General features: G+C 71.3%; 18 protein-coding genes. 14 read left to right on the forward strand and 4 right to left on the reverse strand.

All coding sequences use genetic code 11. The features are described from left to right. Nucleotides 1–10: 10 nt before the first annotated feature. From ACWGIH_RS27380 to ACWGIH_RS27400, 5 genes are read left to right on the forward strand one after another with little or no spacing between them, the layout of a single operon-like run. Entirely contained in the window at nt 11–1,267 is a 1,257-nt protein-coding gene (locus ACWGIH_RS27380) for an ABC transporter substrate-binding protein (protein WP_453451550.1), read from the forward strand. Continuing rightward, nucleotides 1,264–2,211 carry a carbohydrate ABC transporter permease gene (locus tag ACWGIH_RS27385; protein ID WP_453451551.1) on the forward strand — a complete coding sequence of 316 codons (948 nt, stop codon included), beginning with the start codon at nt 1,264–1,266 and terminating at the stop codon, nt 2,209–2,211. The genes ACWGIH_RS27380 and ACWGIH_RS27385 overlap by 4 nt, the downstream gene beginning before the upstream one ends. After that, complete coding sequence (locus tag ACWGIH_RS27390; protein ID WP_453451552.1) at nt 2,204–3,094, forward strand: carbohydrate ABC transporter permease; 891 nt, start codon at nt 2,204–2,206, stop codon at nt 3,092–3,094. The genes ACWGIH_RS27385 and ACWGIH_RS27390 overlap by 8 nt, the downstream gene beginning before the upstream one ends. Before the next feature lie 51 nt (nt 3,095–3,145). After that, nucleotides 3,146–4,177, forward strand: a complete 1,032-nt coding sequence (locus ACWGIH_RS27395; RefSeq protein WP_453451553.1) for a Gfo/Idh/MocA family protein — start codon at nt 3,146–3,148, stop codon at nt 4,175–4,177. Next, nucleotides 4,174–5,184: a Gfo/Idh/MocA family protein gene (locus ACWGIH_RS27400; RefSeq protein WP_453451554.1), complete on the forward strand. Its 1,011-nt coding sequence runs from the start codon at nt 4,174–4,176 to the stop codon at nt 5,182–5,184. The genes ACWGIH_RS27395 and ACWGIH_RS27400 overlap by 4 nt, the downstream gene beginning before the upstream one ends. A 45-nt stretch (nt 5,185–5,229) precedes the next feature. On the opposite strand, the gene ACWGIH_RS27405 is transcribed toward ACWGIH_RS27400, so the two are convergent. Beyond that, nucleotides 5,230–6,594 (reverse strand): CAP domain-containing protein, encoded by a 1,365-nt coding sequence (locus ACWGIH_RS27405; protein ID WP_453451555.1) that lies wholly within the window; start codon nt 6,592–6,594, stop codon nt 5,230–5,232. 180 nt (nt 6,595–6,774) lie between these two features. Between ACWGIH_RS27405 and ACWGIH_RS27410 the strand changes: the two genes are divergently transcribed. Next, nucleotides 6,775–8,142, forward strand: coding sequence for a radical SAM protein (locus ACWGIH_RS27410; protein WP_453451556.1), 1,368 nt, complete (start codon nt 6,775–6,777; stop codon nt 8,140–8,142). A 12-nt stretch (nt 8,143–8,154) separates the two neighbouring features. On the opposite strand, the gene ACWGIH_RS27415 is transcribed toward ACWGIH_RS27410, so the two are convergent. Further along, complete coding sequence (locus tag ACWGIH_RS27415) at nt 8,155–8,784, reverse strand: TetR/AcrR family transcriptional regulator (RefSeq protein WP_453451557.1); 630 nt, start codon at nt 8,782–8,784, stop codon at nt 8,155–8,157. An 82-nt stretch (nt 8,785–8,866) separates the two neighbouring features. Here ACWGIH_RS27415 and ACWGIH_RS27420 point away from each other — a divergent pair, with 82 nt between their 5' ends. The 4 genes from ACWGIH_RS27420 (at nt 8,867) to ACWGIH_RS27435 (ending at nt 12,298) form a co-directional block, all read left to right on the forward strand. Then, the gene (locus ACWGIH_RS27420; protein ID WP_453451558.1) at nt 8,867–9,907 is read left to right on the forward strand and encodes a saccharopine dehydrogenase NADP-binding domain-containing protein; all 1,041 of its coding nucleotides are present in this window, start codon (nt 8,867–8,869) and stop codon (nt 9,905–9,907) included. 8 nt (nt 9,908–9,915) lie between these two features. After that, nucleotides 9,916–10,839, forward strand: coding sequence for an NmrA family NAD(P)-binding protein (locus tag ACWGIH_RS27425; protein WP_453451559.1), 924 nt, complete (start codon nt 9,916–9,918; stop codon nt 10,837–10,839). Nucleotides 10,840–10,935: 96 nt separating this feature from the next. Continuing rightward, nucleotides 10,936–11,673: an SDR family oxidoreductase gene (locus ACWGIH_RS27430; protein ID WP_453451560.1), complete on the forward strand. Its 738-nt coding sequence runs from the start codon at nt 10,936–10,938 to the stop codon at nt 11,671–11,673. Between the two features lie 70 nt (nt 11,674–11,743). After that, complete coding sequence (locus ACWGIH_RS27435) at nt 11,744–12,298, forward strand: GNAT family N-acetyltransferase (RefSeq protein ID WP_453450443.1); 555 nt, start codon at nt 11,744–11,746, stop codon at nt 12,296–12,298. A gap of 35 nt (nt 12,299–12,333) precedes the next feature. Here the strand turns inward: ACWGIH_RS27435 and ACWGIH_RS27440 are convergent, their stop codons facing one another. Continuing rightward, nucleotides 12,334–13,863: an amino acid permease gene (locus tag ACWGIH_RS27440; RefSeq protein ID WP_453450444.1), complete on the reverse strand. Its 1,530-nt coding sequence runs from the start codon at nt 13,861–13,863 to the stop codon at nt 12,334–12,336. Between the two features lie 77 nt (nt 13,864–13,940). Beyond that, entirely contained in the window at nt 13,941–14,933 is a 993-nt protein-coding gene (locus ACWGIH_RS27445) for a hypothetical protein (RefSeq protein ID WP_453450445.1), read from the reverse strand. A 244-nt stretch (nt 14,934–15,177) separates the two neighbouring features. Between ACWGIH_RS27445 and ACWGIH_RS27450 the strand changes: the two genes are divergently transcribed. The 4 genes from ACWGIH_RS27450 to ACWGIH_RS27465 all read left to right on the forward strand — a co-directional run bounded on the left by ACWGIH_RS27450 (nt 15,178) and on the right by ACWGIH_RS27465 (nt 20,919). Further along, nucleotides 15,178–16,650 carry an FGGY family carbohydrate kinase gene (locus ACWGIH_RS27450; protein WP_453450446.1) on the forward strand — a complete coding sequence of 491 codons (1,473 nt, stop codon included), beginning with the start codon at nt 15,178–15,180 and terminating at the stop codon, nt 16,648–16,650. Beyond that, complete coding sequence (locus ACWGIH_RS27455; RefSeq protein ID WP_453450447.1) at nt 16,647–18,101, forward strand: FAD-dependent oxidoreductase; 1,455 nt, start codon at nt 16,647–16,649, stop codon at nt 18,099–18,101. Before ACWGIH_RS27450 ends, ACWGIH_RS27455 begins: the two co-directional genes overlap by 4 nt. Then, on the forward strand, nt 18,098–19,321 hold the full coding sequence (locus ACWGIH_RS27460; RefSeq protein ID WP_453450448.1) for an NAD(P)/FAD-dependent oxidoreductase: 1,224 nt from the start codon (nt 18,098–18,100) through the stop codon (nt 19,319–19,321). The genes ACWGIH_RS27455 and ACWGIH_RS27460 overlap by 4 nt, the downstream gene beginning before the upstream one ends. A 410-nt stretch (nt 19,322–19,731) precedes the next feature. Beyond that, nucleotides 19,732–20,919 carry a thiolase family protein gene (locus ACWGIH_RS27465; RefSeq protein WP_453450449.1) on the forward strand — a complete coding sequence of 396 codons (1,188 nt, stop codon included), beginning with the start codon at nt 19,732–19,734 and terminating at the stop codon, nt 20,917–20,919. Nucleotides 20,920–21,000 lie beyond the last annotated feature (81 nt).

Here is a 21,000-nt window from a genome sequence, read left to right on the forward strand (position 1 = left end):
GGAGGCGCTCATGCGCAGGAGGACCCTGCTGTACGGAGCGATGGCGGCGCCCCTGCTCGCCGCCTGCTCCGGCGAGAGTGACGACGGCAAGGGGAGCGGTGGACGCACCACCCTCTCGTACGGGGTGTGGGACGTGGCTCAGGTGCCGGGGCTGCAGAAGGTGATCGACGCCTTCGAGAAGGAGAACCCCGGCATATCCGTGCGCATGGAACTCACGCCCTGGTCGAGCTACTGGACCACCCTCAAGACGGCGATGCGCGGCGGCACGGCACCCGACGTGTTCTGGATGAACGCGGTCAATCTCCAGCTGTACGCCTCCAGCGGCGTCCTGGAGCCCCTGAGCGGACACATCAAGAGCGACCGGACCCCCGTGGACCGCCACCCCGCGTCACTCGTGAGGATCTACGCCTACCAGGGCACGCAGTACGGCATACCGAAGGACTTCGACACCATCGGCCTCTGGTACAACAAGGCGCTGTTCGACAAGGCGGGCATCAAGTACCCGGACGCGGCCTGGACCTGGGACGACGTGCGCGACGCGGCGGCCGAACTCACCGACCCACGCGCGCGCGTGCACGGCATGGCCGCCGAGATGGACCGGCAGGGACAGCTCTACCCCGCCATCCACGGAGCGGGCGGTTACGTCCTTGAGGACGGGAAGTCGGGCTTCGGCGACGAGCGCTCCATCGAGGGGTTGCGCTACTGGACCGACATGATCGACCGCGGCTGGTCGCCGCCACAGAGCGCGATGGTCGAGTCCAAGGGCCGCAACCGCTACTGGTCGGAGAAGACCGCCATGTACTACGACCTCTCCGCGATGGCCGGCCAGATGTACGCCATCCCCGCCCTCAAGGACCACGGCGGCGTCGCCGTGCTGCCCAAGGGCCGGGAGCGCGCCACGATCATCCACGGTCTCGCCAACGTCATCTCCGCCAAGAGCCGCAAGAAGGCGGCGGCCTGGAAGTTCGTCCACTTCATGGCGGGCCGCAAGGCCGCCGAGATCCAGGCGTCGGCGGGCGTCACCATCTCCTCGTACGAGGGGACGCAGGGAGCCTGGCTCAAGTCGATGCCCGAGTTCGACCTGAAGCACTTCATCGAGATGCAGGAGTACGCCGTGCCGTACCCGAGCTCGAAGAACACCGCGGTCTGGGAGAACCTCCAATACCCGCTCCTGGGCGCCGCGTTCAGTGGAAAGGGCGGCATCGAGTCCGCCGCACGCACCCTGGGCGAGCAGATGGACCGGGCCCTGAAGGAGGAGCGCGCATGATGAGTGTGTTTCCCTCCACGGCGGCGGCGAAGAAGGCGAGCCGCGGCAGGCAGGCGACCGGCGGCGCGCCCAAGTCCCGTAACCAGCGCGTCGCCTACCTCTTCATCGCGCCGCTCGGCATCGGCTTCGCCGTCTTCTACTTCTGGCCGCTGCTCCAGACCTTCTACTTCAGCTTCACCGAGTTCGGGGCGTTCGGCGGCAACACCTGGATCGGCACCGACAATTACGTGCGCGTGCTCAAGGACGTCACCGTCTGGCAGGCGCTCGGCAACACCCTGATCTACTGCGCCATCGGGCTGCTCGCACTGCCCGTCGCGATCGGCGTCGCGGCGCTCCTGAACCGGCGCGGTCTGCGCGGCGTCCCGGTCTACCGCGCCCTGTACTTCGTCCCGTTCGTCACGCTGCCCGTCGCCGTCGGTCTCGTCTGGAACTGGCTCTACAACGGCGACTACGGGCTGATCAACGAAGTCTTCGAGTGGTTCGGAGCGGACCGCCGCTACTGGGTCTCCGACCCCTCGACCGCGGTGTACGCGATCGGCACCGTCATGGTCTGGTCGACCACCGGCTACTACTTGATCATCTTCATGGCGGGCATCAAGGGCATCCCGCAGGACTACTACGAAGCCGCCGAGCTGGACGGCGCCGGGCCGCTGCGCCGCTTCTTCACGATCACGCTGCCGCTGCTCAGCCCGACGATCTTCTTCGCGTCGATCATCTGCATGATCAACTCACTGCAGACCTTCGACCTGATCTACATCATGATGGCCGAGAAGAACCCGGCGATCGGTGACACCCAGTCCGTGGTGAGCCTCTTCTACAAATGGGCCTTCGTCGAGAACGCCCAGGGCGCCGCCGCCGCGCTCGCCTTCCTGCTCATGCTGATCATCGCGGCGCTGACGATGGTGCAGTTCAGGCTGCAGAAGAGGTGGGTGCACTATGCGTGAGTCCTCGGCAAAGCCCTCCACGGCGGCTTCCGTCGGGCCCTCCGCCGGCCCCCTCACCCGCCGGCGCCTCAACGCGGGTTCGGTCGCCACCCACGCGGCCCTCTCCTTGGGCGCCCTGGTGATGATCTTCCCCTTCCTGTGGCAGCTGCTCACGGCCGCCAAGTCCCTCGCGGAGACGGCGAAGGTGCCGCCGACCTTCCTGCCCGACACCTGGAACTGGTCGAGTTTCGAAGAGGTCTTCAGCGCGCTGCCGTTCAAGGAGATGCTCTTCAACAGCGCCCTCAACACCGTGGGGCGCACGGTCGGACAGCTGGTGTTCTGCTCACTGGCGGCGTACGCCTTCGCCCGCATGCAATTCCGGGGGCGCGACGTCCTGTTCGCGGTCTTCCTGTCCGTCCTCATGGTGCCGAGCTCGCTGCTCGTCCTGCCGCAGTACGACATCATCCAGCGGCTCGGCCTGCTCAACTCGGCACCCGCACTGTTCCTGCCGGGCATGTTCAGCGCGTTCGGGACCTTCATGCTGCGGCAGTTCTTCCTGACGCTCCCCAAGGAGCTGGAGGAAGCCGCACGGATCGACGGCGCGGGTCCGTTCCGCATCTTCTGGTCGATCATGCTGCCGCTGGTGCGGCCCGCGCTCGCGGCTCTCGCCGTCATCACCGCGATGTGGTCGTGGAACGACCTCCTGTGGCCGCTGATCGTCAACACCGACCCGCAGAAGATGCCCATCAGTGCAGGACTGACCTCACTGGAGGGCCAGTTCGAGACCAACTACCCGGTGATGATGGCCGGTTCGCTCATCGCGAGCCTGCCCATGCTCATCGTCTACGTCCTCCTGCAGCGGCACTTCGTGCAGAGTGTCGCGCTGTCCGGCTCCAAGAGCTGACTCCGCTGAGCCACCACATCCCTCACTGGACGAGGAAAGGTATCTCCCTTCATGCGACCGCTTCACATCGGTCTGATCGGCGCGGGTGGCATCGCCCGCGCCCATCTCCCGGGCTGGCTGGAACTGGGTGCGCGTGTCAGCGTCCACACCGTCGACGGCTCGGCGGAGAAGCTTGCCGCCGAGTACGCGGGCCGCGAGGTCACCGCGGTGGCGGACCTCGGCGAACTGCTCGCCGACTGCACGGCCGTCGACATCTGCACCCCCACCCCGACCCACAAGGAACTCGCCCTCGCGGCCGTCGCGGCGGGCCGCCACGTGATCTGCGAGAAGCCCCTCGCGCTGAACACGCGGGACGCCGAGGAGATCTCGGCAGCCGCCGAAGCGGCGGGCGTCCGGCTGCACCCCGCCCATGTCGTACGGTACTTCCCGGCGTACGCGTCGATGCAACAAGCTGTAGAGCAAGGCCAGTTGGGTGACCTCGCGGTGCTGCGCCTCACGCGCGGCGGGGCGCGTCCGCAGTGGGCCTCTTGGTTCGGTGACCCCGCCCTGTCCGGTGGCGTCATCATGGACCTGATGGTGCACGACATCGACATCGCACGCTGGATCGCGGGCGACGTGGTGCGCGTGCACGCGCAGACCCGAGGCGTCGAACACGCCACGGGTGACGCCCGGGCCGAGGTCGTGTCGGCGACCGCCGTCCTCACCCACGCCTCCGGCGTGATCAGCCACATCACCGGACTCTGGGGTCTCCCGGACCAGCAGTTCCGTACGACGTTTCGCGTCGCGGGCGCCGACGGGCTGCTGCGGCACGACTCCACGTCCGTGCCGGGCTACCGGATCACCGCGCAAGGGGTGCGCGCGGCCAACGAGGGCATCCCGTCGAGCCCGATGACCGAGAGTCCCTACCTCTCCGAGCTGCGGGAGTTCGCGGCTTCCTGGGAGGAGGGTGGTCCCGAACCGCGGGTGGGGCCGCGGGACGGGATCGAGGCGGTGCGGATCGCCGAGGCGGCGGTCGAGTCGAGCCGTACGGGCCGGGCGGTAGAGGTAGGGGTTCGGACGGGTGTCAAGGAGGTCACGCGATGAAGGTCGCCGTTCTGTCGTTCGCCCACGTCCATGCGGCCGGGTACCTGCGACTTCTTGCCCGGATGCCGGGTGTCGAGGTGATCGGCAGCGATCCGGACAGCCGGTCGGGCGCGCCCGGTGAGGTGCGGGGGCGCGCGTTCGCCGAGGAGAGGGGGGTCGCTTACGTGGAGACGTACGAGGAGGCCTTCGCCTGGGGCCCCGACGCGGTGATCGTCTGCTCCGAGAACGCGCGGCACCGTCCGCTGGTGGAGCTCGCCGCGTCCCACGGGGTCGACGTCCTGTGCGAAAAGCCGCTGGCCACGACGGTCGAGGACGGGGAGGTGATGCTCGCGGCGTGCCGGGAGGCCGGCGTGCGGCTCGCTGTCGCCTTCCCGGTCCGCTTCAGCCCGGCGTACGCGGCCGTCAAGGCGGCCGTCGCGTCGGGGGACGTGGGCCGGGTCCTGACCGTGTCCGGCGCGAACAACGGCTCCATGCCGAGCTCACGGCGCTGGTTCGCCGACCCGGAACTCGCGGGCGGTGGCGCCCTGATGGACCACACGGTCCACATAGCCGACCTCCTGGACGATCTCTTCGGCGACGCCCGCCCCGTCGACGTGTACGCCCAGACGAACAACCGCATGTACGAGGGCGAGGTCGACGCCGAGACCAGCGGCCTGGTCACCGTGACCTACGACAACGGCTCGGTGGCCACGATCGACTGCAGCTGGTCGCACCCCCGCTCGCACCACTCCTGGGGCGGGCTCGAACTCACCGTGGTCGGCGAGCGGGCGACCCTCGAGATGGATGCCTTCGACCAGTCGGTCCACGGCTACAGCGAACGCCACCGGCAGGGCCTGGAACTGCCCTTCGGCGCCGACCTGGACGAACGGATGCTGCGTGCCTTCCTGTACGGGCCGGACGAGGGCGGCATGGACGTGGCCGACGGCGAGGGCGGGCTGCGCACGCTGAAGATCGTGACGGCGGGCTACGCGTCGGCTCGGAGCGGGGTCCCGGTGGCGGTGGGCTGAGGGGAGCCGCGCCCCGGCAGCCCGGCGGGCGGTTCTCGGCCGGCCTCAGCCGCCGAACAACTGTGTCCAGTACGTGCCCGCCGAGCCGCCGCCCGCGAAACCCACGCCGAGGTGGGTGAAGGAGGGCTTGAGGATGTTGGCCCGGTGGCCGGGACTGTTCATCCAGCCGTCCACCACCTCGGCGGGCGTGCGCTGCCCGCAGGCGATGTTCTCGCCGATCGCGCGGTGCGTGCTGCCCGCGGCGGACGCGCGATGCCAGGGTTCACCGCCGTCGGGCGAGGTGTGGGAGTAGAAGGCCCGGGCCACCATGTCCGCGCTGTGGGCCTGCGCCGCCGCGGTCAGGAGCGGGTCGGGGGAGAGGGGTGGCAGGCGCGCTGCGGTCCGTTCGGCGTTGGTGAGGCGGAGGACCGCCGACGCCCACTCCGCGAGGCCCTGCGTGCTGAAGGGGGTGGCCCACAGCGCCGTCCAGTAGAGGTCGCCCGAGCGCGCGTCGGCGGCGTGGCCCACACCGACGTGCGTGTACGCGCGGCTCCGCACCGTCAGCCGCGACTGCTCGCCGGAGAGGCAGTACTCCACGAAGTCGGCGGGCGAGCGGGGCCCGGAGACCAGATGCTCGCCGATGGCCAGATACGCGTACCCCCCGGAGACGACGCGCTGGTAGAGGGATGTGCCGTCCGGGTGCTCCGAGCCGAGCGTGGACCGTGCCGCCATCCCGGCGGCATGCGCGCTCGCGGCGGCGGTCAGCCGGGCGTCGAGCGAGACGGGAGGAGCGCCCGCCGACGCCCGCGCCGCGTTCACCAGCGGGAGGAATCCATCGGGCGCGGGCGGGGCAGAGGTTGCGGGCAGGCCGGTGCGTGCGGGTGGCCCGGAGGGCGCGGCGGGGCGGTACGGAGGGGCTGCACGCGTGGGCCCGGTCGGCGGCTGCGCGGCTTCGTCCTCCGCCACGTCCACCCCGAAGTCGCGTGCCACCCCGGCGAGCCCGTCCGCATACCCCTGGCCGAGTGCCCGCAGCTTCCACCCCGGGCCGCCGCGGTAGATCTCCGCGAGCAGCAGCACCGTCTCGCGGTCGGGGCGCGGCGGTGTGAAACGCGCCACCAGGCCGCCGGGCCCGTGCACCTGGAGCGCGATGCCGGGCAGCCGTCCCAGAGGCGTGCCCGGCTCGGCGGGGCTCACGGCCACGGTGACGCGGCTCGCACCGGCCCGCAGGCGCCGCCCGTCGACCGTGACCGTGTCGCCCTGGAGCCGGGCGCCGGCCGTGGCGGGCTGGTTGTAGAAGACGAAGTCGCCGTCGCCGGAGACCTTTCCGCTGTCGCCCGTGACGATCACGGACAGGTCGAAGGGGCCGGGCACCCGGAGGGTGACGGCACCGTCGGGCAGCGGCACGTTCCCCCCGGCAACCAGCTCGTTCATGCAAGGACAACGCGAGGACGGAGGTCCTGGGTTCCCGGCACGCGGACCCGGAGCCGGAGGTACCGCCGAAGGGCGGAGGGCGGCTGAGACCGGAGGCGGATCCGCGCGGGAAAAGCCGCGTATTAGCGTGGGGGTCACGGGAAAGCACAATTCACCGACAGGATCCGAGGTGCCCGGCAGATGGCAAGCCGCAGCGAGAGCCGTACCCAGCTCGTCGAGGGACTCATGGAGCGGTTCCCGCAGGTGCCGCGAGAGGCGGTGATCAAGGAGGACCTGCTCAGGGGCGGGATGGCGTTCGACGAGTCCGCGCTCAGCGACAACGAGGGCGGCGAGGTCAAGCCGAAGTCGTACTTCATCTTCTCCTTCGACCACAGCACCCTGCCCGAGCTCGGCGCCGCCGCCCTGCGCCGCCCACCCGAGGAGATCGTCCTCACCGGCGGCCCGTACGACCTGCGCCGCACGGTCGTCTCGGTCCGCGTGAACCCCTCCTCGCCCTACCGTGTGGCCGCGGACGACGACGGCGTGCTCGGCCTCTACCTGGACGGCGTACGGATCTCCGACGTGGGCCTGCCGCCGATGCCGGACTACTACCGGCACACGCTGGAGAACGGTAAGTCCGTGATGGAGGTGGCGCCCACGATCCAGTGGGGCTACCTGATCTATCTGACGGTCTTCCGGGTCTGCCAGTACTTCGGCGCCAAGGAGGAGTGCGGGTACTGCGACATCAACCACAACTGGCGCCAGCAGAAGGCGGCGGGCCGCCCCTACACGGGCGTGAAGCCGATGGACGAGGTCCTCGAAGCCCTCGCCATCATCGACAAGTACGACACCGCGAAGTCCTCCACCGCGTACACGCTGACCGGTGGCGCCATCACCTCGCAGCTCCAGGGCAAGGACGAGGCCGACTTCTACGGGCAGTACGCGAAGGCCATCGAGGAGCGCTTCCCCGGCCGCTGGATCGGCAAGGTCGTCGCGCAGGCGCTGCCCAAGGCGGACGTCCAGCGCTTCCACGACTACGGCGTGCGGATCTACCACCCCAATTACGAGGTGTGGGACCCGTACCTGTTCGAGCGCTACTGCCCCGGCAAGGAGCGCTATGTCGGCCGTGACGAGTGGCACCGCCGCATCCTGGACTCCGCCGACGTCTTCGGGCCGCGCAACGTCATCCCGAACTTCGTGGCGGGCGTGGAGATGGCGGAGCCGTTCGGCTTCAAGACGGTCGGCGAGGCCATCGACTCCACCGTGGAGGGGCTGCAGTACTTCATGTCGCGCGGCATCACGCCCCGCTTCACCACTTGGTGCCCGGAGCCCACGACACCTCTGGGCAAGGCGAACCCGCTGGGCGCGCCGCTGGAGTACCACGTGCGTCTCCTGGAGGCGTACCGCGCGACGATGGAGGCCAACGGCCTCTCCTCGCCTCCTGGTTACGGCCCCGCGGGCCCGGGACGCGCCGTGTTCTCCGTCTCCTCCTTCATGGACAGCCTGGCGCCCGACGAGGCCGCCCCGGAGGACCGCGTGACCGGAAACGTCGTTCCCGAAAAGGCCTAGTTCCCGAGAGGCCTAGTTCCCGGGCGCGCCCAGCGCCGACAGCAGACGTTCGGCCTCCGCCGTCACCGAGGTGAGGGCGGAGGCGGGATCGGGCGAGCGGGCGAGGAGCATGCCCGCCTCGCACAGCGCGCCGAACATCAGCTGGCAGCGCACGTCCAGATCCCCGGCGCCAAAGTGCCCCGCGTCCGCCGCCGTACGCATGCCGTTCGTCAACACCCGCAGCGTGTGCGCGTATTGGATCTCGCGGACGCCCTCCCAGCCGAGGACGGAGGGCGCGTCGAGCAGCACGATGCGCCGGAACCCGGGGTCCAGGCAGTGCTCCAGGAAACGCCGGCAGCCGCGCAGCAGCGCGGACCAGGCGTCGGCCTCCTCGGCCGCGGCGCGCTCCAACTCCGCCGCGATCTCCTCCTGTTCGCGGACGAACACCGCGCGGAAGAGATCCGCCTTGCCCCGGAAATGGTGGTAGGCCGCTCCCTTGGTGACCCCCGCGGCGGCCGCCACGGCGACGATCGAGGTCGTCGCGTACCCGTCCCGGCCGAAGAGGCGTTGCGCCGCTGCTATCAGCTGAGCGGTGGTCGCGTCGGAGCGTTCCGCCTGTGTGCGGCGGGCAGTTGATCGCGCTGAAGGCGCTGACGGAATCACGATCGGCTCCTCTTGACGAACATACTCAGGGTACGTAGGTTCCGCACCAGTTGCATACCTTCGGTATGAAAGCGAGTTGAGCATGACAAAGCCGCTCTTCGCAATCTACGGGGCCTACGGCCACACCGGACGACTCGTGGCCGCCGAACTCCGCGCCAGGGACGCGGAGTTACTCCTGGTCGGCCGCGACACCGAGGCGTTACGGGCGCTGGCCGACGAACTCGACGCAGGGCAGCGCGTGCGGACCCGCACCGCCGCCGTGGACGACGCCACGGCGCTGCGCGAGGTGATGACCGCCGCCGATGTCCTCATCCAGTGCGCGGGCCCCTTCGCGGTCACCGGCGCTCCCGTCGCCGCAGCCGCGGCGGAGGCAGGCTGTCATTACGTCGACCACGCACTCGAACCCCACCACGTGAAAGGCGTCTTCGACGCCGCGCAGGCCGCGGCGCAGCGCACCGGTGCCGTCATGATCCCCGGCCTCAGCTTCTACGGCGGCCTCGGTGACCTCCTGGCGGGAGCGGTGGCGGACGGCATCGCGGGCATCGACCGGATCGTCGTCGCGTACGCGGTGAACGGCTGGCGGCTGACCACCGGCGCCAAGAACACCGCGACCCACCTCTTCGCCGAGACCGAACGCCTCACCTTCGACGACGGCGCCCTGCACGCGGGCTACGTCGAGCCCCGCAACGCCGTCTTCCCCTTCCCGCCCCCGCTCGGCCCGCGCTCCATGATCGCTCCGTTCCCGTCGAGCGAGGTCGTGACGGTGCCGCGCCATGTCCCCGTCCGGGCCGTCGACTTGATGCTCAGCACGAGCGCCTTCGAGGCCGAGGAGGCGTTCGAGAGCGAGCACATCGGCGCCGCGGAACGCGCGGCCACCGACTTCACCGTGGCCGTCCAGGCGATGTGGGAAGGAGGCAGCGCGGCGGGCCAGTTGACGGGCCACGACCTGTGGCGGGCCGGAGCGCTCGCCTCGGTGGAGGGCGCGATGCGGCTCGCGGAGGGAAGGGGCCCGACGAAGACAGGGGTCCTCGCCCCCGGCGAGGCGTTCTCGGCGGAGCCGTTCCTGCGGGATCTGGAGCGCCAGGGCGCGTTCACGCTCACGCTGCGACGAGGGGAGAGGTGAGCGGCGGGATGACACAGACACCGCAGTCACCACAGACGTCATCGACGACGAACGAGCCGGTCCTTGTCACCGGGGCCGCGGGTGGGCAGCAGGGTTCCACCGGCCGCCACGTCGTGCGGCTGCTGCTCGACCGCGGCCAGGCGGTACGTGCCTTCGTGCGCACCGACGACGACCGAGCCGCCGCGCTGCGGGCGATGGGCGCCGAAGTGGTCGTCGGGGATCTGCGCGAGATCACGGACGTGCTCGCCGCAATGCGGGGCGTGCGCCGGGCCTTCTTCACCTATCCGGTCACCGACGGACTGCTGGAGGCGGCCGGCGCCTTCGCGGCCGCGGCCCGGCGGGAGGGCCTCGAACGCGTCGTCGAGGTGTCGCAGCTGGCGGCGGCCCCGGACGCGGGAACGCCACGGATGCGGCAGCACTGGGTCGCGGAGGAGGTCTTCGACCGGGCGATGATCGGGGCGGTGCACCTGCGCGCCGGGGTCTTCTTCGAGAACCTGGACTTCCTGGTGCGCGCGGGCAGTGGTCACGAGCTCGCGATGCCGCTGGGCCCCCTGGACACGGTGCTTCCGCTGATCGCGGGGGAGGACGTGGCGCGGGTCGGCGCGGGGCTCCTCGCGGATCCGATGCCGGACTGCCCGGATCCTGTGGTGCTGCTCACCGGTCAGATCCTGAGTGTGGGGGAGGCCGTGGAGGCCTTCGGCGGCGGCCTGAAGTATGTGGACGTGCCACCGGAGGAGTGGCGTGAGCGGGCGATGTCCCTGTACGGGGACACGCATGCGGTGGCCCACCTGGACAAACTGTGGGAACTGTTCCGCCTGATCGGCTCGCACCACGAGCTGTACGAGGTGACGCCGTCGATCGAACGGTTCGCGGGGAGGGCGCCGGGGACGTTGGCGGAATTCGTGCGGCGGTCGAGCCCGTCCGGCGTTTGAGTCACAGCCGGGAAGGATGGGGGTTGGCGAATGATCGATCAAACGGAATGATCGATCAAACGGCAACCCCGTCCACCCGCACCTCCGGAGGATCACGTGCAACACCACCCCGTCACGGTAGTGACCGGCGGCAGCCGCGGCATCGGCGCGGCCATCGCCACCCGCCTCGCCGCGGACGGCCACCACATCGCCCTCGGCTACCACTCCGACGCCGACGCCGCCGAGAAGGTGGCCGCCGAAGTCCGCGCGACGGGCACCCGCGCCCTCGCCGTCCGGATGGACACCGCCGAGGAGGCGGACGTCGACCGCCTCTTCGAGACCGCGGCCAGGGAACTCGGCCCGGTCACGGGGCTCGTGAACAACGCCGGGATCGGCGCCCCGGTGGGCCCCCTCGCGGAGGCCGACGTCGCCGCCGTGCGCCGCGCGCTCGACGTGAACGTGCTCGGCTACCTGCTCTGCGCGCGCCGCGCGATCCGCGACATGAAGCGGACCGGCGCCGGCGGCGGCATCGTGAACATCTCCTCCGCTGCGGCGACCCTCGGCGCCCCGGGCGAGTACGTCCACTACGCCGCAGCCAAGGGAGCCGTGGACACGATGACCGTCGGCCTGTCCAAGGAGGTCGCGGCGGACGGCATCCGCGTCAACGCGGTCGCACCTGGCGTGATCTGGACCGAGTTCCACGCGGACCCGGAGCGTCCGGCGAAGCTCGCCGCGGACATCCCCCTGGGACGCCCGGGCCGCCCCGAGGAGATCGCGGCGGCCGTCGCATGGCTGCTCTCGGCCGAGGCGTCCTACGCGACCGGAACGATCCTGCGGGTCGCCGGCGGAAGGTGAGCCACCCGGGTGCGGCGGACACGTGCGCCGGGCCGGCGCACGTGTCCGCCGCGGTCCCTAGGCTTGGCGCATGATCACCGAATCAGCCCGCATCGCACCGGACGTCGTCATGCGCCCCGCCAGGCTCGAGGACGCCGAAGGTCTCGCGCACGCCCGGCTGCGCAGCCGCGCGCATCTGGAGCCGTGGGAACCCAGCAGACCCGAGGACTACTTCACCCGGCAGGCACAGGCGGCCAGGCTCCGCGCTCAGCTGGAAGAATGCCGGGCCGGGCGGACGGCCCCCTGGGTGCTCGACCGCGACGGGGACATCGTCGGCTCGGTCACCCTGTCCACCATCGTCCTCGGCCCGCTCCGCAGCGGGAGTCTCGGCTACTGGATCGACGTGGACCACACCGGCCGCGGCCTCGCCACCGCCGCCGTGCGGCAAGCCTGCGCCGCCGCGGACACCGAGCTCGGCCTGCATCGCGTCGAAGCGGGCACGCTTCTCGACAACGTGCCCTCGCAGCGTGTCCTCACCAAGTGCGGCTTCGAGGAATTCGGTGTCGCGCCGGAGTTCCTGCACATCAACGGCGCCTGGCGCGACCACCGGCTCTTCCAGCGGATCCTCAACGACCGCACCCCCTGAGACGATCCCAGGGGGCGGGGCCGTCAGGGGACCGCTCAGACGATGTCCTCCGCGATCTCGGCCTGCTCCCGCTCCGACCCGTACGCGGACGGCGTGCTGTAGGAGCGCCGCGCCACGAACCACCACACCGTGGCGAGGGTCAGCACCGCGACCAGCGCGATCGACGCGTAGTTCATCGAGTCGACCGTCACCGGCGAGACCTGCGGCAGGCAGAACAGCACGGTCACGAACGCCACCCAGACCACCGCTATCCAGCCGATGGGCTTGCTCCAGCGCCCCAGGTTCCACGGGCCCTTCTCGAAGCGGTCGCCCGCTCGCAGGCGCAGGTAGATCGGGATGGCGTACGCGGGCGTGATGCCGATGACGTTGATGGCGGTGACGGCCGTGTACGCGGTCGTCGAGTACAGCGACGGCAGGGCGATGACCGCGGCCAGGCCGACCGAGAGCCACACCGCGGGCACCGGGACCTGGGTGCGGGAGCTGACCTTGCGCCACACCTTCGAGCCGGGCAGCGCGTTGTCGCGGCTGAACGCGAACACCATCCTGCTGGCCGCCGCCGTCTCGGCGTTGCCGCAGAACAGCTGCGCCACGATCACGATGAGCAGCAGGGCCGTCGCGCCGGACTCGCCGATGGCGTCGATCATGATCTGGGCCGGCGGCACCCCGGTCTCGGTCTTCTGGGTGCCCGCGTAGTCCTGGATCGCGAACGTGAGACCGGCAAGGAGCACGAAACCGGCTATCCAGGACGCCCAGATGGCACGCACGATGCCGCGCGCGGCGGTCACCGAGGCGTTCGAGGTCTCCTCCGACAGGTGGGCGGAGGCGTCGTACCCGCAGAAGGTGTACTGCGCCAGGAGCAGACCGATCGCCGTGACGTAGAGCGGGTTGTCCCACCCGGTGTCGTTGACGAACTCACCGAAGACGAACCCGGGCGACTGGTGGTGGTCGGGCACGATCGCGAGGACGCCCACGATCACGGCGACACCGGCCACGTGCCACCACACGCTGATCGAGTTGAGCAGACTGACCAGACGTACGTTGAAGAGGTTGAGGACGGCGTGCAGGAGCAGGATGCACAGGAAGATCAGGAAGGTCTTCTCCGGCGTCGGCGTGAAGCCGAACTTCAGGTTCAGGAAGGCCCCGGAGAAGAGCGCGGCGCCGTAGTCGATGCCCGCGATCGCGCCGAGCAGGCCGAGCAGGTTCAGCCAGCCCGTGTACCAGCCCCAACGTCGGCCGCCGAGCCGGTCGGCCATGTAGTAGAGGGCACCCGAGGTCGGGTACGCGCTGGTGACCTCGGCGAGCGCCAGGCCCACGAAGAGCACGAAGAGGCCGACGCCTGCCCAGCCCCAGAGCATCACGGCCGGGCCGCCGGTGCCGAGCCCGAAGCCGTACAGGGTCATGCAGCCGGAGAGGATGGAGATGACGGAGAAGCTGATGGCGAAGTTGCCGAAGCCGCCCATCCGCCGTGCAAGGACCGGCTGATAGCCGAGCTCCCTGAGCCTTTGTTCCTCGTCGTGCAGTGGGGCCGCGGTCGATTCGGGGCTCGACCAGGTGGTGCGGGACACGGATGTACCTCCGTCGGGGAGCGGTGGACCGGGGAGCTGGTGGTGCTGATTGCGATGGATCGTGCCGAGGAGGGTGCTCAGCCCGGATCCCGTACGGCGCTCAGACAGCGCGTACGTGCCTGCGTGAACGCCTCGGCGGCCGCGTCGGCGTCACCGGGCGAGCGGGTGCGGTACGTCCATGGCGCCACGGTGTAGAAGGGGTCGAGGACCTCGAACACCCGGTACGCGTCGGCGAATTGATGCGCGCCCCATAACGCGTGGGCGACGTGGTTGAGGTCGAGCAGCGAGGTCGCCGCGGGCCGCGTGTGCTCGAACCACAGGTGCAGCGCGCGCAGGGCGGAGCGGGTCGCGTCCTCCCCGATCCAGTGCAGATCCAGGGCGTGTTCGGCGCCGCCGTCCTTGCGGTAGCGCTCGACGCGCACATACAGGGGCAGGACGTGCAGGGCGGAGCCCGGGGGCGCCGAACCGGACGCCCAGTGAGCGAAGTTGACCGCTTCGGTGAGCGGGCCTCCGGGGCGTCGCGTGTACGCGAACTGCAGCATCCGGTGGTAGGCCTCGCGGTTCCCGGGGTCTCGCTTGTCGGCCTCGGCGAGGAGATGCCAGGGGCCGGGGAAGAGCATCGGCTCGGGGGCGGGCACCCGGTGCTCGTCCCAGCGCTGCCCCTTGTCGAGCTGGGCGAGAGCGAGCAGGCAGACCCACGGCACGGGGTCCTCGGGGGAGGCGTCGATGGCGGCTCCGCAGGCCGCTGCCGCCTCGCGCCACAGTTCGTTGGTGTGGCGGTGTCCGGCGCGATGGGCCCGCAGGGTCCGCTCGACCAGGACCCTGGTGTGCAGCACGGATGCCGCCGCACTGTGCGGTTCCTCGGCCCGCCAGGCCCTGACCACGTCGGAACCGGCGACGGCGGCGGCGAGGATCTGGGTGCGCTGCGTCCAGAGGCCCCAGTCGGGGGTCGAGTCGAGCAGGTTGCGCGTCGACACCCAGCGACCTGTCTTGAGGTCCTGGAGGACGGCGCGCAACTGTTCGTCGTGGCCCGCCGGGTGGTACACGGGGCGGCCTGACGGAGTGGGCATGAATCCTCTGTGGGGGCAGAGAGGGGCGGGCAAGGACCGAACTGGCGTGTGGCGAAGTGATGTTGTTTGTTCGGCGGTCAGTGTAGATCTGTAACTTCCGTTTACAGGACGGTTCGTGGATCTTTTGGGATCGAGTTGGGATCAACTCGGCGCGCCGGTTGGCAATGTGAGGAAAGGTCAGTCGGAGTCCGGTCGGCGAAGGGGGCCCTTGACGCCTTCCTGGGCGCTGTAGCAGGCTTCCGCGGTGATCACCAACGGCGGAGGACCGCGCGGCGAGGCTGTCCTCGCCATCGACCAGGGCACGTCCGGCACGAAGGCTCTCGTCCTTAGCCCGGAGCGCGGGGTGATCGGTTCCGGTGCCGCGCCCGTACGCCCGCGCCACCTCCCCGGCGGCCGGGTGGAGGTAGATCCGGCCGCGCTTCTCGCCTCGGTCGTCGACGCCGGACGCCGCGCCCTGACGGACGCCGGGGAGTCGGTCGCCGCCGTCGGCCTCGCCAACCAGGGCGAGACGGTGCTCGCGTGGGACCCCGCGTCCGGCCGCCCGCTGACCGAGGCGATCGTCTGGCAGGACCGCCGCGCGGAACCGCTCTGCACCGAACTCGCTCCATACGCCGCTGAGTTGAAGCACCTCACCGGGCTCCCTCTCGACCCCTACTTCGCCGCGCCGAAAATGGCATGGATACGCCGTCACCTCACTCGGGAGGGCGTCGTCACCACCAGCGACGCCTGGCTGATCCACCGGCTCACCGGCGAGTTCGTCACCGACGCGGCGACCGCCGGACGCACCCAGCTCCTCGATCTGGACGACGCCACGTGGGCGCCACGCGCCCTGGACGTCTTCGGTCTCGCCGACGAGCGGCTGCCCCGGGTCGTCGACGCGGCGGGCCCGGTCGGCACCACGAAGGCCTTCGGCCCCGAACTCCCGCTGACCGGCCTCCTCGTCGACCAGCAGGCCGCGCTGCTCGCCCAGGACGTGACCGAGCCAGGCACCGCCAAGTGCACCTACGGCACCGGCGCGTTCCTCCTCGCCCAGACCGGCACCCGCCCGCGCCGCGGCGACTCCGGCCTGGTCAGCTGTCTCGCCTGGCGCCTCGCGGGGGAGAGCAGCTACTGCCTCGACGGGCAGGTCTACACGGCCGCGTCCGCCGTCCGCTGGCTCACGGACCTCGGCGTGATCGAGGGGGCGGCGGACCTCGACCTGGTCGGCTCGTCGGTGGCGGACGCGGGCGGCGTCACCTTCGTGCCCGCGCTCGCCGGACTCGCGGCGCCCTGGTGGCGCGGCGACCTGCGCGGTTCGATCACCGGGCTCGGCCTCGACACGGCCCCCGGCCATCTGGTCCGCGCCCTGTGCGAGGGCATCGCGGCCCAGGTGGTCTCCCTCGCCGACGCCGTGGCCGCCGACCTGGGCGAGCCCCTGACGAGCCTGCGCGTCGACGGCGGCCTGACGCGCTCGGCCCTCCTGATGCAGACCCAGGCCGACCTCCTGCAACTCCCCGTGGAGGTATCGGCGTTGCCCGATGTCACCGCCCTCGGCGTGGGGGCCGTCGCCCGCATGGGCCTCGATCCGAAGCTCACGGTCCGGGACGCCGTCCCCCGCTGGCAGCCCGCCGCCGTGTACGAGCCGAAGATCGACGCCACGCGGGCCGCCGAGCGCCTCGGGGGGTTCCGTTCGGCGGTCGACGCCCTGCTCGACCGCGCGCCCGCCCCCTCGTCGTGAGCGTCACCACCAAGGGCCCACTGCCGACGGAGCCCTACGACGTGACCGTCGTCGGCGCCGGGGTGGTCGGCTCGGCCATCGCCAGGGAGCTCGCCCGGCACCACCGCCTCCGCGTCGCCCTGGTGGAAGCCTCCGGCGACGTGGGCGACGGCACGTCGAAGGCCAACACCGCGATCCTGCACACCGGCTTCGACGCCGTGCCCGGCTCCCTGGAGGCCTGCCTCGTACGCGAGGGCAGCCGCCTGCTGGCCGCGTACGCAGCCGAATCGGGCATTCCCGTCGAACCCGTCGGCGCGCTGCTCATCGCCTGGGACGAAGAACAACTCGCCGCGCTGCCGGGCCTGTTGCACAAGGCGACACGCAACGGCTACGACGCGGCCCGCATCATCGGCGCCGACGAGGTCAGGTCCCGCGAACCGAACCTGGGTGAGGGCGTGTTGGGGGCACTCGACGTCCCGGGTGAGTCCATCATCTGCCCTTGGACGACGACACTCGCGTACGCCACCCAAGCCGTGCGCGGAGGCGTGGACCTGCATCTCAACTGCGAAGTGGAGAAGGCTGGTCCACCACGCTCGGCGGACGGCGACCCCATCTGCCATGAACTGACCACGTCGCGCGGTGTCGTGCGCACCCGCTACCTCATCAACGCCGCGGGCCTGCGCGCCGACACGCTCGACCGGCGGCTGCTCGGCCGCCGCGAGTTCACCGTGACCCCGCGCCGCGGCCAGCTCATCGTCTTCGACAAGCTCGCCCGGGACCTGGTCAGCCATATCCTGCTGCCGGTGCCGACGGCACTCGGCAAGGGCGTCCTCGTGGCGCCGACCGTGTACGGGAACGTCCTTCTCGGCCCCACCGCCGAGGAGTTGGACGACAAGAGGGCCACGGGCACGACCGAGGACGCTCTCACCGGACTGCGCGCCAAGGGCCGACGCATCCTGCCCGCGCTCCTGGACGAGGAGGTCACCACGGTCTACGCGGGGCTGCGGGCGGCCACCGAGTATGACGACTACCAGATCCACGCCTCGCCGAAGGAGCGCTGCATCACCGTCGGCGGCATCCGGTCCACGGGCCTCACCGCGTCGATGGCGATCGCGGAGTACGTCGTGGGCCTGCTCGCCGAGACCGCGGGCCCCGACCCCGGCCTCGACCTGACGGCTCCCGAGGACCTGGATCCGGTGCGCATGCCGAACCTGGGAGAGGCCTTCCCCCGCCCCTACCAGCGCGCCGACCTCATCGCGACCGACCCCGCGTACGGCAGCATCGTCTGCCACTGCGAGCGCGTGACCCGCGGGGAGATCAGGGACGCCCTCATCAGCACCGTGCCGCCCGGATCACTGGACGGCCTGCGGCGGCGGACACGTGCGCGGGGCGGACGTTGCCAGGGGTTCTACTGCGGGGCCGCCGTGCGTGAACTCTTCGACGGCTGGGGCGAGTCAGGAGCGGCCCGATGAGGCGGCAGCGGAGCGTGGACGTACTCGTCGTGGGCGCGGGCCCCGCGGGACTCGCCGCGGCCGCGCGCCTCGCCGCTTCGGGCGCGGGCACGGTGGAGGTCCTGGAGCGGGAGGCGCGGGCCGGCGGGGTGCCGCGCCACTGCCACCACGGCGGGTTCGGGCGGTGGGGAGTGACGGGGCCGCAGTACGCGGAGGGCCTCGTCGAGGCCGCGCTGGGCGCCGGAGCGACGGTACGGACCGGCGTGAGCGCCACCGCCTTGGCCGGGCCGCCGGCCGTGGACACGACCGGGCCGCACGGCCTGGAGCGGATCACCGCGCGTGCCGTGGTCCTCGCCACGGGCGCGCGGGAGAGGCCGCGGCCGGCGCGGCTCGTGCCGGGGACGCGCCCGGCGGGGGTCTTCACCACGGGAGAGCTGCAGCAGGCGGTCCACATCTACCGGCAGGAGATCGGGACCCGCGCGGTCGTCGTCGGGGCGGAGCCGGTGAGCTACGCGGCGCTGTCCGCCCTGCGGCGCGCGGGCGTGGAGGTCGCCGCGCTCGTCACGGAGGAGGCGCGGGCCCAGGTGGGCCGGGGCCGGGCGGCGGCTGCCCGGCTCGGCGTCCCCTCGGTGCCGCTGCTGACCGGAGCGGTGGTGGCCGAACTCCTGGGCCACGGGCGGCTGTCGGGAGTGCGGCTGCGACGGCACGACGGACGGGAGCGGGTGCTCGCCTGCGACACGGTGGTGTTCACCGGGGACTTCGTCCCCGACCACGAGCTGGCGCGGCGCGGAGGCGTGCTCCTCGACCCCGGGACGCGGGGCCCGGCGGTGGACGCCTCGTTCCGCACCGCGTCGCCAGGGGTCTTCGCGGTGGGCAGCGGGGTGCACGCGGTGGAACCGGCGCGGGTGGCCGCGGGGGAGGGGGCGCGGGTCGCGGGTGCTGTGCGGAGGCATCTCGGGGGTGCGAGATGGCCTGCCGACGCGCTGCCGCTCTTGGTCGGGGCCCCACTGCGATGGGTGGCGCCCAACCGGCTCGTGCCGGGCGCTTCCGGGGGACGCTTCGTCCTGCGGACGGCGGAGGCCTTGGTCCGGCCCGTGCTGGTGGTGACGCAGGGTGGGCGGTGCTTGTACCGGGACAGGACGCGGCGGACGGTCCTGCCCAACCAGGGGTTGTACCTCTCGGGGAGCTGGGCCTGGAAGGTGCGGGCGGACGGTGGAGAGGTGCGGGTGGGCCTCGGGTAGCGGGGCGTGGTCGAACGCCGGAGGGGCTGAGTCGCGTCGAACGCCGGAGGGGGGGGCTGAGTCGTTCAGCCCCTCCGGCGTTTGTGGTGCGGCGGGTTTTCCGGACCCTCGGCGTTTGTGGACCGGCGGGATCATTCGGACCCTCCGGTGTTTGTGGAGCGGCGGGACCATTCAGGCCCTCGGCGCTTGCGGAGCGGCTGCATCGCTCAGACCCTCGGCGCTTGCGGAGCCGGGGCCCGGGGGCGGCACCCGGTTTCAGGAGGGGGCGGGACCGGGGAAGGAAAACCGCCCTTCCCCCAGCCGCCACCTCCCCGTACACTCCAAAACTAGCAGTGCTAATTAACGTCACGCGTCCCGCGCGAACCCGCATGGACCCGCGACGATGACCGCAAACGATCCGGAGCCGTATCGTGCGCCCAGTCCACTTCGCCGCAGCCCGCCGCACCCCCGTCGGCAAGCTCCGCGGCACCCTCTCCTCCGTCCGCCCGGACGACCTCGCCGCCACCGTCGTACGCGGCCTCCTCGCCGGCACACCCCAGCTGGACCCCGCCCGGATCGACGACATCTACTGGGGCGCCGCCAACCAGGCGGGCGAGGACAACCGCAACGTCGCCCGCATGGCCGCCCTCCTCGCCGGTCTGCCGGACTCCGTGCCCGGCGCCACCGTGAACCGCCTCTGCGCCTCCGGCATGGAAGCCGTCACCGCCGCCGCCCGCACCATCGCCTCCGGTGAGGCCGACATCGTCCTCGCGGGTGGCTCCGAGTCGATGAGCCGCGCCCCCTTCGTGCTGCCCCGCCCCGACGAAGCGCTGCCGCACAAGATGGAGACCGCCGACACCCGCCTGGGGTGGCGCCTGGTCAACCCCGCCATGAAGGACCTGCACGGCGTCCTCGCCATGGGAGAGACCGCCGAGGAAGTCGCGGAACGCCACGGCATCACCCGCGAACGCCAGGACACCTTCGCCCTCCGCAGCCACCAGCGCGCCGCCGAGGCCCGCAAGAACGGCCACTTCGACGACGAGATCCTCCCCGTCACGCTGCCCGACGGCACCCGCGTCGAGCGCGACGAATGCATCCGTGAGGACACCTCGTACGAGAAGCTCAGCGGCCTGCGTCCCGTCTTCCGCAAGGGCGGCACCGTCACCGCGGGCAACGCGTCGCCGATGAACGACGGCGCGGCAGGACTTCTCCTCGTCAGCGAGGAAGCCCTGAACGACCTCGGGCTCCAATCCCTCGGGCGGTACGTCGCGGGTGCCTCCGCCGGTGTGCATCCGGACGTCATGGGCATCGGGCCCGTACCCGCCACCCAAAAGGCACTCACCCGCGTCGGCTGGTCCGTCGGCGACCTCCAGGAGGCCGAGTTCAACGAGGCGTTCGCGGCCCAGGCACTCGCCTGCGTCGACGCCCTGGGCATCGACCCGGAGCTGGTGAACCCGGCCGGCGGCGCCATCGCCATCGGCCACCCCCTCGGCTGCTCCGGCGCCCGCATCCTGACCACGCTGCTGCACCGCATGCGCCGCACCGGCGCGGCCCGCGGTCTCGCCACGATGTGCGTGGGCGTCGGCCAGGGCAGCGCGCTGCTCGTCGAGCGCGGCTGAGCTTTCCGACCGCCGACGCCTCGCCGCCCGGCCTCTTTGTCACCCGTACCTCTTTGTCACCCGTACCTCTTTGTCACCCGA

The organism is Streptomyces sp. NPDC054872 (assembly GCF_053610705.1).

Coding starts and splice junctions, on each gene's coding strand:
- ACWGIH_RS27380 (WP_453451550.1), top strand. CDS start 11: ATGCGCAGGAGGACCCTGCTGTACGGAGCGATGGCGGCGCCCCTGCTC.
- ACWGIH_RS27385 (WP_453451551.1), top strand. CDS start 1,264: ATGATGAGTGTGTTTCCCTCCACGGCGGCGGCGAAGAAGGCGAGCCGC.
- ACWGIH_RS27390 (WP_453451552.1), top strand. CDS start 2,204: ATGCGTGAGTCCTCGGCAAAGCCCTCCACGGCGGCTTCCGTCGGGCCC.
- ACWGIH_RS27395 (WP_453451553.1), top strand. CDS start 3,146: ATGCGACCGCTTCACATCGGTCTGATCGGCGCGGGTGGCATCGCCCGC.
- ACWGIH_RS27400 (WP_453451554.1), top strand. CDS start 4,174: ATGAAGGTCGCCGTTCTGTCGTTCGCCCACGTCCATGCGGCCGGGTAC.
- ACWGIH_RS27405 (WP_453451555.1), bottom strand. CDS start 6,594: ATGAACGAGCTGGTTGCCGGGGGGAACGTGCCGCTGCCCGACGGTGCC.
- ACWGIH_RS27410 (WP_453451556.1), top strand. CDS start 6,775: ATGGCAAGCCGCAGCGAGAGCCGTACCCAGCTCGTCGAGGGACTCATG.
- ACWGIH_RS27420 (WP_453451558.1), top strand. CDS start 8,867: ATGACAAAGCCGCTCTTCGCAATCTACGGGGCCTACGGCCACACCGGA.
- ACWGIH_RS27425 (WP_453451559.1), top strand. CDS start 9,916: ATGACACAGACACCGCAGTCACCACAGACGTCATCGACGACGAACGAG.
- ACWGIH_RS27435 (WP_453450443.1), top strand. CDS start 11,744: ATGATCACCGAATCAGCCCGCATCGCACCGGACGTCGTCATGCGCCCC.
- ACWGIH_RS27445 (WP_453450445.1), bottom strand. CDS start 14,933: ATGCCCACTCCGTCAGGCCGCCCCGTGTACCACCCGGCGGGCCACGAC.
- ACWGIH_RS27460 (WP_453450448.1), top strand. CDS start 18,098: ATGAGGCGGCAGCGGAGCGTGGACGTACTCGTCGTGGGCGCGGGCCCC.